This window comes from Thermoflexus sp. (assembly GCF_042408365.1).
Taxonomy (GTDB): domain Bacteria; phylum Chloroflexota; class Anaerolineae; order Thermoflexales; family Thermoflexaceae; genus Thermoflexus.
On the sequence record NZ_JBHOQJ010000089.1, the window covers coordinates 1 to 12,155 of the forward strand.

A 12,155-nucleotide genomic window follows, 5' to 3' on the forward strand; every position below is an offset into this window, starting at 1 on the left:
CGCGTAAGCGGCCCGCCACTTACAGGAAATCTCCCCCATATCCTTTTCACCTCGGTGGCGCAGCAGATTCAACCCCTCATCGTGCCGCCCGGCCTCCTTGGCCACAAATCACCGGTTACGGGGTTTCAGCCGCTCCTCGAACCACCGGATCGTCCGCCGCAGCCCCTCCTCCAAAGGGATCTGGGGGCTCCACCCCAAGCGCTGACGGGCCTTCGTGATATCCGGGCAGCGGCGTTGGGGATCCCCGGGGATCCGGCGATCCGGGAGGAAGCGGATCCCGGCCGGGTTCCCCGTGAGGCGGTTGATGATCTCCGCGAAGGTGAGGATGCTGACCTCCTCCGGGTTCCCCAAGTTCACCGGTTCGTGCTCCTCAATCTCGAGGAGCCGGACAATCCCTTCCACGAGATCATCGATATAGCAAAAGCTGCGGGTCTGCATGCCGTCGCCGTAGACCGTCAAGGGCTCCCTTCGTAAGGCCTGGCCGATGAAATTCGGCACCACCCGGCCGTCATCCAGGCGCATGCGGGGGCCGTAGGTGTTGAAGATGCGCACGATGCGGGTGTTCAGGCCGTGGACTCGATGGTAGGCCATGACCATGGCCTCTGCGAATCGCTTGGCCTCATCATAGACCCCGCGCGGGCCAATGGGGTTGACGTGGCCCCAGTAGGTTTCCGGTTGGGGGTGGACCTGAGGGTCCCCATAGACCTCGCTGGTGGAAGCCAGCACATAACGGGCTCCCTTCACCCGAGCGAGGCCCAAGGTGTTATGGGTCCCCAAGGCCCCGACCTTCAGGGTCTGAATGGGGTATTTCAGATAGTCCACAGGGCTGGCCGGCGAGGCGAAGTGAAGCACCGCATCCAGCGGCCCTTCCACGTAGAGGAAATGGGTGACGTCGTGGCGGATAAACCGAAAACGTGGATGCCCGATCAGATGGGCGATGTTATCCGCGGTCCCGGTCAAGAAGTTATCCACTCCGATCACCTCATGACCATTAGCGAGAAAGCGATCGCAGAGATGGGAGCCGATGAAGCCAGCGGCGCCAGTGATCAGGATGCGCATGGGGTGTCTCACCTGGATGGGTTTTCAGGACATCCCTTGGACGTTGGTAGGGGCACCTACAAGAGGTGCCCCTGCATGGGTGCCTCGCCCCCAATGGAAGATCAGCCACATCCGTTGGGGCGGCCACCGAGGCCGCTTGAAGTTTAACAAAAACGGCAACTTTTCCGGTAGTGCTTCTCCCACATCTAGAAATTCTTCCCCTATGCGGCTTCGCCGCAAGGGGAGCGGGGACGGCGTCACCGCTTTTCCGCTAGCTCATGGAGAGCCGCCAGCGCGCAAGAAGGATCAGCGCGATCGCTTCCAGTAAGGTGAGCCCGCCGATCCATACGGCGGCATCAAACCAGAATTTCTCCGGATAGAGCCGGATCAGCGTGTCGGTAGGCAGGAAAAGCCAGGTGTCTCCCTCGAAGAAAATCCGGTGGAACAGAGTGAACGCGGCATCGAAGCTGAACAGGAAGCCCAGCAGGATCCCCAAGACCAGCCCGAGGGTCAGAAGACCTCCCCAGTTCAGGCTTTGCCAGGCCAACCGGTGGGTGGCGGGGGAAAACCAAAGGCATGCCCATGCACCGATCAACACCAGGGCCAAGATCAAGCCGATCCGAAAGGCGATCCCCTGTAAGACATACACGTCCTGCATGTGACGGATCTCCCGCTCGTTGAAGGCGGGTTGTCCATCGGCAAAGCGGACCTCCCGCAGGATGCTCGCCCCCGGCGGCTGTGTGACGGAGCGGAGGCCCGTGAGGGCCAATTCCAGCCGCTCCTTTGGGCTCATCCCATAGAGATCCGGCGGGAAATCGGGCCGTGCGTATTCTAAGCGGATGAACCAGTCATTCATCAGCAGCCGGACGTTCAGTAGAAGCAACACGGCCGGCAGCGAGAGGACGATCACTGCGGAAAGCAGGCGAGACAGCATCGGAGAGTTCCTCCCTTTGGGAAGTGAACAGGCAGCCGAGTGCTTTTTCCGCATTATTATCACTCGTGGGGATTTGGCCGCCGGGAGGGGAGGGCGAGGGATGGGACGACCGGATCCCTCCACGGCCTATCCCCAAAACCGAGTTATTCTTTGATCATCACCCCAAGTCCATCGAAGCCGATCCATGCAGCCAGCGAGGGGCCATACGGGCGAACCACGAGCTCCCGGGCCTGCATCGCTTCCTGCAAACGCTGCGCAAACGCATGGGCTTCCTGAGGCGTGCGCGCCGGTCCATAGAGGACCCCCACTCGTTCCGCTCGGGAGAACTCCGCCGCGAATTCGATGAGCTTTTCCAGGGCTTTTTCTGTGGAACGGGCTTTCTCCAAGGGAAGCAGGGCCCCGTCCTCCATCATCAAAAATGGGCGGATCCCCAGCATGGTTCCCAGGATGCGCTGGGTTTTGCTCAACAATCGGTTGCGCTCCAGCGCTTCGAGGCTCTCGGTAACGAAGACGGTGTAAATTCGCGAGAGCATCCCTCGTAGAAGCCGGACGATCTCATAGGCGGATTGGCCTTGGGCGGCCAGGCGCAGGGCCGCCTCAGCGATCCAACCTTGGCCGATCCCCAGGGTCTGGGTGTCGATCACATGGACCGGGCACCGGCCCAGCACGGCCGAAGCCGCGGCCCGGGCTCGGGCCACCAGCGGGGAGAGCCGGCCAGAGTGCAAGACGGCGATGATGGCCGAGGTGCTGGGAGCCAGTTGGGTATAAAGCGCCCGCAGTTCCTCTTCTGTCGGCACTTCCAACGCGAATCCCTTCGTTCGATCTGCGGGCGGCCATAGCTCCGCCGGGATCTCATCGATCCCATCCCGAAAGGTTTGATGATCCACTCGGATGGTTAATGGGATCCGAACCAGAAGGTCGTTGGGCGGATCCGTTGTGCTCAGCAGCGCCGCGCTATCCACAAGCACCCGTATCGGCATGGATCGATTTCCCTCCCCCTAATCGCGAACTTTAGGGTAGCTATTCAGGCGCTGACTGGAGGTTACCCTGTCCGGGCCGGCAGCCGATGATCGACCTTCGCCGGCCGAAGCCCCGCGTCAACGGGGGCGAACGCCCGGCGCGGGAGTGCCTCGATAGGCCGATTTCGAATCGGCACCAAGGGGCGCATCAAGATGCCAGCACCTCAGAGCCCCAAAACCCATACGGATAGAGCAGTAACCACCGCTTCTTCCAGATTAGGTTCTCGGTTTGGGTCCCCTGGGGGTTTGGGGGCGAGCCGGGCGCCGAAGGCGTCCGGGCTCGCCCCCAATATCCTCAAAACAACAATGGATGAAGCACTATTCCACGCTCAGAAGATAAGGATAGTAAGGTTGTCCAGCTTCCACCACTTCGATCTGTTGATCGCGATAACTGGAGCGGAGCATCTCCACCAGCTGGGCTGTTTGTTCAGGATCCGCCTCCGCCCCTACATAAAGGGTCAGCAATTCGGCGGAAGCGATCCCCATCGCCTCGAGGGTCCTCCGGACCACTTCCGCCAACTCATCCCCCGCGGCCACCAGGTGGTCGTCCACCAGCCCGATCCATTGCCCGTGGCGGGCCGCGACGCCTTCTAATTCCACATCGCGTGTGGCCCGGGTGATCTCGCCGCTGCGCACCAGCTGCGCCGCCCTCGCCATCGCTTGTAGGTTGCTTTCCAGGTCCGCCTCGGCGCGGTATGCGACCATGGCGGCCACGCCTTGAGGCAGCGTGCGGGTGGGAAGGATTTCCACGCGCTTATCCGGAACCAATTCGGCCGCTTGGCGGGCGGTCAGCACGACGTTGGGGTTATTGGGCAGCACGATCACCTGATCGGTGGGCAGCGCTTTGAGGAGCTCTACGAATTGCTGGGCGCTGGGGTTCATCGTCTGCCCGCCGCGCAGGGTCGCGCTGACCCCCAGACTGAGGAAGATCCGGGCCCATCCTTCGCTCGGAACCACAGCGACAGTGGCGACCGGTCCGGGCTGTCCGGAAGGGAAAGCGATCTCTGGAGCGCGGGCCCGTTCCTCGATGAAGCGTTGATATTGGGCCTGCATATCCTCCACCACGACATCCCGCAGGCTGCCCCACCGGATCGCGTAGCTTAATGGACGCCCGGGATCGTGGACGTGCAAATGGACTTTGACTGTGTTCGCGTCGCCGACAACCAGGACGCTATCGCCCATCGCCTCCAGGTCGCGGCGGATCTGCTCTACATCCAGATGACGGCCCACCAGGATGAACTGGACGTCGTAGCCATAGCCCTCCGATCCGGGCTCCAACGCTTCGGTCGCCCGGGCACCTGAGGGAGCCTGGACGGCCATCGGAGCTTCCTCCAGCTCCACAGGCTCCCCCTTCAGATAGCGAAGCATCCCCTCCAGGATCAGATAGAGTCCCTGTCCGCCGGAATCCACCACCCCCGCCGCTTTCAGAATGGGAAGCAAATCCGGGGTGCGTCGCACGGCCTCGCCGGCCCGGCGGACGACCTGTTCCATCACCTCCATAAAATCCCCGCCCTGCCGCATGCTATCCAGCGCCGCCTCGCTGGCCTCGCGGATCACGGTGAGAATGGTTCCCTCAACGGGCTTCATCACCCCACGATAAGCGGTGCGTGTCGCTTCCTGAAGGGCGAGGGCGAGGTCTTCCGCCGTGATCGCCGGGCGATGGTTGATGACCTGAGCCATCCCCCGCCAGATCTGAGAGAGGATCACCCCGGAATTCCCTCGAGCGCCCATCAGGGCCCCATGGGCTACCCGCTGCATCAGCGCTCCCACTTCCTGATCCGGCATGTCGGCGATCTCCCGCCAGGCCGCCTCCATCGTCAGCAACATGTTCGTCCCGGTGTCGCCATCTGGGACCGGGAACACATTCATAGCATTTACCAGCTCGTGGTGGCGGCGAAGCCAGAGCAACGCAGCCCGGATCATCTGTTTGAACGTCGGCCCATCTACCGCCTGGAGGGAGCGTCGTGAAGCCTGATCCACATCCAATTCCACAGCTTCCTCCTATGGAAGATTTGAAAGCAGCGATGGGGGGCGATCCGTACATCCCCCTGCTATCGCTGCGGTCGCAAGCCCTGGATATGAACATTCACCTCGGCCACCGGCAGGCCCACAATTTTCTCTACATGGTATTTGATGGTGTGCTGTACGCTGCGGGCGACAGCGATCAAGCGAACCCCATGCGCCAGGATGAGATAAACATCGATCACCAGGCCGTCCGGCCGTTCCCGGATCTCGATGCTTCGTCGGGCATCCGGAGCGAAGAAGTTGGCGACCGCGTCGGTCATGCGGTGCGGAGCCAACCCAACCACCCCGTAGCATTGCATAAGGGCCTGGGCGATGATCGTTGCGATCGCGGATGGCAGCACCTCAATCCGCCCCAGTTCGCTCTCTTCTTTCATAAGGCGCTCGCTCCTCTGGAAGCTCGTGCTTCATCCACATTGGATGTTCGGTTTGGGTTCCTTGAGGGTTTGGGGGGCAAGCCGGGCGCCGAAGGCGACCGGCTCGCCCCCGATCGGACCGAATGCCCTTTCCAGCCGTTCCCCGTAGGGGTCCTTGGGGACTGGGCCGGGGGCTGTTTGGAGTAGGGCGCCTGAGCGCCCGTTCTTGGTCATCGCCCCAGCCCCCGAAAACCCCAATGTTAAAATGGACAAAGCGCTCAATGATGCGCACGGTGTATCATCTCTTAATCCCCAGGATGATGCGGGCGGTTCACCAGTGCCTCTTAACTTATCTTAGCGCAAATCGCTGAGGCGTTCTTCTAAGATTCGATTCGAGGAAACGAGCGCCCCTTCGCTGTCAAAAGCAGGATCGGGCAGACGGAACTGCTCTGTCCCCGCCGCCTTGAGGCCGCTGGGGAGGAGAGGGAGGATCTCCCGGCTTCCCTGAGTCGGTGCTGGGGTGGATTTCCCGGCGGATTTCAGGTTGGCCATGGGATGGTGTAGGGCACCCCTTGCGGGTGTCTTGGGGCAAGCCCAAGGCCTGGAAGGGTCGTATCGGGGCGGGCACAAGGCCTGCCCCCACATCTTCGTTACAGGGGCCGCTGGGATGGGGTAGGGGCACCTCTTGTGGATGCCCGGGAGGGCGAGTTGTCCGCATGCGCGAGGCCACGGACTCATCCCACGCCCCGCCAGGAGATTATCGGGATCTTGAGTTAAAATAGAAGAAGCTGAGGCACGGCAGGGAAGCTGCTTTCCTGGGGGCAGGCTTCTTGTCCGCGCTGGGGAACAGCGCGGAATAAAGACCCAGGGCTCATCCAAGCGGCATAGTGCAACTCCTACTCCATGCCGAGACTCCGGAGGAGGTCAACGATGAGTAGGGAGGTTCGACGCGCTTATGGGACCGTGACGGTGAAACGGGGTTTGGCCCAGATGCTGAAGGGCGGCGTCATCATGGATGTCACCAATGCGGAACAGGCTCAAATCGCTGAGGAAGCGGGGGCCGTCGCCGTGATGGCCCTCGAGCGGGTCCCCGCGGATATCCGGGCCCAGGGGGGGGTGGCCCGCATGGCGGATCCTGAGAAGATCCTGGAGATCATGGAGGCGGTGACCATCCCGGTGATGGCGAAGTGCCGCATCGGCCACTATATGGAGGCGAAGATCCTGGAAGCCCTCGGCGTGGATTTCATCGATGAGTCCGAAGTTCTGACCCCTGCGGACGAGCAATATCACATCAACAAGTGGGAGTTCAGGGTCCCCTTCGTTTGCGGAGCCCGCGATCTCGGGGAGGCCCTACGTCGGATCGCTGAAGGGGCAGCGATGATCCGCTCCAAGGGAGAGGCCGGGACCGGGAACGTGGTCGAGGCGGTGCGCCACGCCCGGGCGATCATGGGCGCCATCCGGCGGATCCAAGGGATGGGGGAGGAAGAGTTGGTGGCCTATGCCAAAGAGATCGGGGCCCCGTATGAGCTGATCCTGGAAACCAAACGCCTTGGGCGGCTGCCTGTTGTCCTCTTCGCGGCAGGTGGGATCGCCACCCCTGCCGATGCAGCGCTGATGATGTGGCTGGGGATGGATGGCGTGTTTGTGGGAAGTGGGATCTTTAAGAGCGAGAACCCCTACAAGCGGGCGCGGGCAATTGTGGAGGCGGTGACCTACTGGCAGGAGCCGGAGATCCTGGCGATGGTCAGCCGCAATCTGGGTGAGCCGATGTACGGCATAGATGTTCGGCAGCTCACGGAAGCTCAACGCCTGGCCTTGCGCGGATGGTAGAAAGTTCGTTCGAGAGGATGGTCAAGCGCCCTTGGCGAGTGTTCGGGGTTTTCCTCGTTCCTAAAGTTTGGAGGGCATGCGGTGGAGGGGCGGACGCCCGCCTCTCTCCGTAGCCCGAAGGGCGGTGGAGAGTAAGGGAAGAAATCCTTCGGGGGTTAAGGCCGCCTTCAGCGGCCCCTAACCCCTGAAGATCCCCAAAGGATAAGAACCAAGCACTACATCCGGGAGGTGCATGGTGAAGATCGGGGTGCTGGGCTTGCAGGGAGATTACCTGGAGCATCACCAGGTGCTCCGCCGGCTGGGGGTGGAGACGGTGGATGTCCGTCTCCCCTCGCATCTGGAAGGCGTGGAGGGTTTGATCGTTCCTGGGGGGGAGAGCACCACCATTGGAGCGCTGGCGGAGCGCTACGGCTTGTTAGGGCCGATCCGTCGAATGGCGGAGGCCGGCGTGCCGATCTGGGGCACATGCGCCGGCATGATTTTCCTGGCCAAGGACGCGGGCCGCCCCCAGCCGATCTTGGGCCTGATGGATATCCAGGTGCGACGAAACGCCTTTGGCCGTCAGATCGACAGCTTCGAAGTGGACTTGGAGATCCCCGCTCTGGCTCGGCTGGGGGACCCTCGGCCCTTCCATGCGGTGTTCATTCGAGCCCCGGTGATCGAAGCGGTGGGGCCGGGCGTGGAAGTCCTTGCCCGCCTGGAGGATGGAACGATCGTGGCCGCTCAACAGGGGCATCTGCTGGCCACCGCTTTCCATCCTGAGCTGACCGACGATCTGCGGTTCCACCAATATTTCCTCGAAATCGTTCGCCAGGCTTCCGGCCGATGATCCGAGCTCTCCGGATGAGGGATGGCCCCCGTTTTCTGGCGGCCATCGGGAACAGCCTATATCTGGATGAACGCGCGGCGCGGGTGGAGCGCTTCCATCCGATCGAGGCCGCCACCGCTTCCCTCTTCTTCCCAGACCTGATGCCGGTGCTCACGCTTTCAGATCGCGGCGGATCCTGTTTCCTGCAGTTGAGGTATCGGCGGGATAAGGAGGAGGCACGCCTGCTGTGGATGGCCCCAGCCCCGGCGCTCTCGGAGCGGGAGGCCATCGCCAGGTGGGAGGCGATTTTCCATGCGGTTGTGGAGTGGGCCGCCGCTCGCAGGATCCGGCGGCTGGTGGCCGAGGTGGCGTTGGATGAGCTCCGGCCGGCCCTCCTGCGCCGCCTGGGTTTCCAGCGAACCCGTCGTTATATGGTGTGGTCGGGCTCTGCGGAGGTGGTGGAACGGGCGTTCGAGGCCCTGGCGGGCCGCGAGCCTGGGATCCGGGTTTCCCCATGGGCGCTGTATCGGGGCGCACGGGGAGCCTGGGTGGAGGAGCTTCGGAGCGCGCAGGAGCGCCCGCTGCTTGCGCTGGCGCAAACCCTGGCGGATTTGGGCACCCGCTGGCGGCATCCGGTTTACGTACAGGTTCGTTGGGAAAACGCTGGCCTGACGGAAGCCTTACGAGCGCTGGGGTTCCAACCGGCGTTTGCTATGGGGCGGATGGTGCGTTGGATCGCGGTCCCTTATCTTCTGCCAGCGGTGGAGGAGCTGGAGATCAGCGCTTCGACCTCCCTGGCGTTCTACTTCCATCGGGCGATCCTTAAGCCCGCTGGTGAGAAGGTGCTGGAGTCCGGATAGCGAAAGAGGCCGGAGGCGTGTTGTTGTTGGATACGACTGAATGCGCTTTTAAGCAATTTCCTTGAGAGTTTTGGGGGCTGGGGGTCATCGGTTTTCCCTATTGCATACCTCAAAAACAAAGATGGGAGAAGCGCTACAAACGGCTCCTCCATCACATATCCCCAAATTGGATGAACATCAAATTAAGGAAAGAACAGAGGCCTGAGGTGCGGGCTTCGTCTGCGCCCCAGGCCTCTGTTTTAGCGGTATTCTTTACTGAGGAGCGTTTCCTCGGCTTTCCGAGCTATGGAAAGGGCGGAGAGGGTAGGGCTAAGCGCTGGACATCCAGGGGGCGGTGGGAGCAACCCTCCTGGAGCTGAGGGAACGCCCGACGAACCGATTGGGCGGGCTGCAACTTTCCGCATTCACAGCTATAATGGGCCCGGATTGGCGGATTGGGCAAGCCCATCGCGGTTTCATTTAAGGAAAGGGGCCTTCCCATGACACAGCCTGGAATCCGAACGGGGACGATCACTGTTGATTTTCTGACTCCCACTCATCGGATCTCTGCCCAGATGGTGTTGAGAGGTCGGGTCCTGGGGGATGTCTTGAACGATGTGCGCACCTCCTTTATCCCCCTGGAAGCAGTGTTCCTCTCTCGGCTGGAAGAACCCGCCCGCATCCTCAAGAGCTTTGGGTCTGCTATCCTGAGTAAGAATCATATCACGCTGGCCATCATCAATGTGGGGGTTGAGCTGGCCCTTAAGGCGATCTCCCCAGCATATGGCTCTCGCAAGGTGTATGGCGTGTTCGCTACCATCCCGGGCTTCGAGATCGAGGGGACCATTGAATTCATCGGCCGTCCTGATCTACACGCCCTCCTGGTGACGAATGTGGAACGATTCATCCCAGTTATGAATGCGAAAGCGGTGATGAGCGAGCGGCCCGAGGTGATCTTCGCCGGCGAACTGATTTTTGTGAATCGGGATTTCATCGGATTGTTCTCACTGAGCGGAGAGGTGGCTCAGGGATGACCCGTATCTTGGTGATCGATGATGATGTGGAGCTCCTTCAGATGGTCCGTCTGATGCTGGAACGGGCCGGGTTCGAAGTGTTCACCAGCGCCGATGGCGCGGACGGGATCGAGAAGACCCGCCAGCTGCAGCCGGATCTGGTGATCCTGGACCTGATGATGCCGGAGATCGATGGCTTCCAGGTGCTGCAGGCCATCCGAAACGATCCCTTGGTCAACGACACGCCGGTTCTAGTCCTCACCGCCCGGGGGCAGCCGGTGGATCGAGAGGCAGCTCTGGCGGCCCGCGCGGATGATTACCTGGCCAAGCCGATTTCCCAGAAGGAGCTTCTGGATCGTGTCCAGGAGGTGCTGAACCGACGCCGGCGAGTAGGCGGACAGAGCCCGGTGGTGCTCTTCCTGGGCCTTCGCGGAGGAACGGGGACCACCACCCTGGCGGTGAACACCGCGCTGGCGCTGGCTCGCAACGGCCCCACGGTCCTGTGGGATGCCAGTCTGAACTCCGGCCACGCCGGGCTGCATCTTCGGATCGCCCCACGGACTTCCTGGCTGGATTGGTGGCAGGAGGGAGGCTCTAAGGAGAGCCTGGAGACCTATTTAATGACTCATCCCACCAGGCTCAGTTTGCTCCCTGCTCCGCTGATGCCGGTCACCGAGGCGGTGGATGATTCGCTGGTGAGCCTAACGTTGAACCTTCTACGGGAGCGTTTCACCTTTGTGGTGATCGATGGGCCCTCCACCTTAGTCCCCCTCGGCCTCTCCTTCTGTCAGCACGCGGATCATATTTTCCTGGTGATGTGCCCCGAGGTTGGGGCTCTGCAGACGACCGTGATGACGTTGCGTGTCTTTCAGTCGGTGGGGATCCCGCTGGAGCGGACACAGGTAGTGATCAATCACGCTGCAGGGCCGGGCACGTTGAATCCTCAGGCGATCGAGCGGGCATTAGGCCGGACGCCCATGCTGACGGTGCCGTTTGACTCGAATCAGGCCGTGGCGCTGGCTCAGGGCACGCCTCTGACCATGAGCCATCCCAATAGCCCCCTGGCCGCGGCGGCCCACCGGCTGGCCGGGCATGTCCTGTCTGTCGTGCGGCAGCCTGGGGGCTGATCCCTGAGGAGGGATGAAGTCATGAGCATCTTCGACCTCTTCTGGATCTTCCTGATCTTCAGCGCCATGTTCCCCGCCATGCAGCGGCGGCTCCTGGAGGAGGCCCGAGCCCGGCTGATCCGTCAAATCGAGCGCCGGCGGGGTACCCGCCTGATCACGATGATCCATCGCCAAGAGACCATTGGGTTCTTCGGTCTCCCGCTTTCCCGTTACATTGACATTGAGGATTCCGAGCAGGTGCTCCGGGCGATCCGGCTGACCCCCCCGGATATGCCCATTGATCTGATCCTCCATACCCCGGGCGGGCTGGTTCTGGCGGCTGAGCAGATCGCTCAGGCGCTGGTTCGGCATCCGGCGAAGGTCACTGTGTTCATCCCTCACTACGCGATGTCCGGCGGAACATTGATCGCGCTGGCGGCGGATGAGATCGTGATGGATGAGAACGCCGTGCTGGGCCCGGTGGACCCTCAGCTGGGCCAGTATCCGGCGGCGTCCATCCTGAAGGTGGTGGAGACCAAGCCGCTGGCGAACATCGACGATCAGACGCTCATCCTGGCGGATATCGCGCGCAAGGCGATGCATCAGGTGCGCTCCACGGTGATCGAGCTGCTGACGGCCAACGGGATGGAGCCGGAGCGAGCAACGGCGATCGCGGAAGCCTTAAGCAGCGGCCGTTGGACTCATGATTACCCGATCTCGGTTCGGGAAGCTCAGGCGTTGGGGCTCCCGGTTCGGGTTGGGTTGCCCGATGAGATCTATCACCTGATGGAGATGTTCCCTCAAGCGGCCCCGAGGCGTCCCTCGGTAGAATACATCCCGATTCCCTACCGTCATGAGGGCCCTGCTCGACCGTCGCACTAAGCCTCCGAGGAGCTCCCTCCTTCCAGTCCTTGACCAACGGGGATGGACAGGCTGCACGCAGCCCCTTCCCACCGTCTCCTTCCGAAAGGCCCGCATCGCCTGCACCCCGGATCCGTTGGATGGGGCCATCGTCGGAACGCGCCGGATTGGGAAGGTCTGCGAGGTCCGCCGCGGCTTTCGCTCACTTGGTCGCGGAGGTCAGTGTTATACTTGAAGTAAGTGATCGAGGCGTGCTTGCCGGACTGCGGACCAAACGCGTTCCTTCCCTCCAATGGGGGATCTGGGGGATTTTGGGGTGGGCGGGGGGG

The 12,155-nt window shown here is 62.1% G+C and carries 11 protein-coding genes; 6 read left to right on the forward strand and 5 right to left on the reverse strand.

The features are described from left to right. Positions 1–108 precede the first annotated feature (108 nt). From ACFMO5_RS03705 to ACFMO5_RS03725, 5 genes are all read right to left on the reverse strand, one after another. On the reverse strand, positions 109–1,059 hold the full coding sequence (locus tag ACFMO5_RS03705) for a UDP-glucuronic acid decarboxylase family protein (RefSeq protein ID WP_376791415.1): 951 nt from the start codon (positions 1,057–1,059) through the stop codon (positions 109–111). A 250-nt stretch (positions 1,060–1,309) separates the two neighbouring features. Continuing rightward, the gene (locus tag ACFMO5_RS03710; RefSeq protein ID WP_376791416.1) at positions 1,310–1,972 is read right to left on the reverse strand and encodes a TIGR01906 family membrane protein; all 663 of its coding nucleotides are present in this window, start codon (positions 1,970–1,972) and stop codon (positions 1,310–1,312) included. Between the two features lie 143 nt (positions 1,973–2,115). Further along, complete coding sequence (locus tag ACFMO5_RS03715; protein WP_376791417.1) at positions 2,116–2,952, reverse strand: DegV family protein; 837 nt, start codon at positions 2,950–2,952, stop codon at positions 2,116–2,118. Between the two features lie 357 nt (positions 2,953–3,309). Continuing rightward, positions 3,310–4,983: a DAK2 domain-containing protein gene (locus tag ACFMO5_RS03720; protein ID WP_376791418.1), complete on the reverse strand. Its 1,674-nt coding sequence runs from the start codon at positions 4,981–4,983 to the stop codon at positions 3,310–3,312. A gap of 59 nt (positions 4,984–5,042) precedes the next feature. After that, positions 5,043–5,390 carry an Asp23/Gls24 family envelope stress response protein gene (locus ACFMO5_RS03725; RefSeq protein ID WP_376791419.1) on the reverse strand — a complete coding sequence of 116 codons (348 nt, stop codon included), beginning with the start codon at positions 5,388–5,390 and terminating at the stop codon, positions 5,043–5,045. A gap of 909 nt (positions 5,391–6,299) precedes the next feature. On the opposite strand from ACFMO5_RS03725, the gene pdxS reads away from it, so the two are divergent. The 6 genes from pdxS to ACFMO5_RS03755 all read left to right on the forward strand — a co-directional run bounded on the left by pdxS (position 6,300) and on the right by ACFMO5_RS03755 (position 11,847). Further along, entirely contained in the window at positions 6,300–7,199 is a 900-nt protein-coding gene (gene pdxS, locus ACFMO5_RS03730; protein ID WP_376791420.1) for a pyridoxal 5'-phosphate synthase lyase subunit PdxS, read from the forward strand. A gap of 235 nt (positions 7,200–7,434) precedes the next feature. Next, the gene (gene pdxT / locus ACFMO5_RS03735; RefSeq protein WP_376791421.1) at positions 7,435–8,028 is read left to right on the forward strand and encodes a pyridoxal 5'-phosphate synthase glutaminase subunit PdxT; all 594 of its coding nucleotides are present in this window, start codon (positions 7,435–7,437) and stop codon (positions 8,026–8,028) included. A 14-nt stretch (positions 8,029–8,042) separates the two neighbouring features. Further along, a complete protein-coding gene (locus ACFMO5_RS03740; protein ID WP_376791422.1) occupies positions 8,043–8,867 on the forward strand; it encodes a hypothetical protein in 825 nt (274 codons plus the stop codon). 479 nt (positions 8,868–9,346) lie between these two features. Beyond that, a complete protein-coding gene (locus tag ACFMO5_RS03745) occupies positions 9,347–9,880 on the forward strand; it encodes a hypothetical protein (protein WP_376791423.1) in 534 nt (177 codons plus the stop codon). Next, positions 9,877–10,986 (forward strand): response regulator, encoded by a 1,110-nt coding sequence (locus tag ACFMO5_RS03750; RefSeq protein WP_376791424.1) that lies wholly within the window; start codon positions 9,877–9,879, stop codon positions 10,984–10,986. Before ACFMO5_RS03745 ends, ACFMO5_RS03750 begins: the two co-directional genes overlap by 4 nt. Positions 10,987–11,007: 21 nt before the next feature. Further along, positions 11,008–11,847, forward strand: a complete 840-nt coding sequence (locus ACFMO5_RS03755) for a hypothetical protein (protein ID WP_376791425.1) — start codon at positions 11,008–11,010, stop codon at positions 11,845–11,847. The last annotated feature ends 308 nt before the right edge of the window (positions 11,848–12,155 follow it).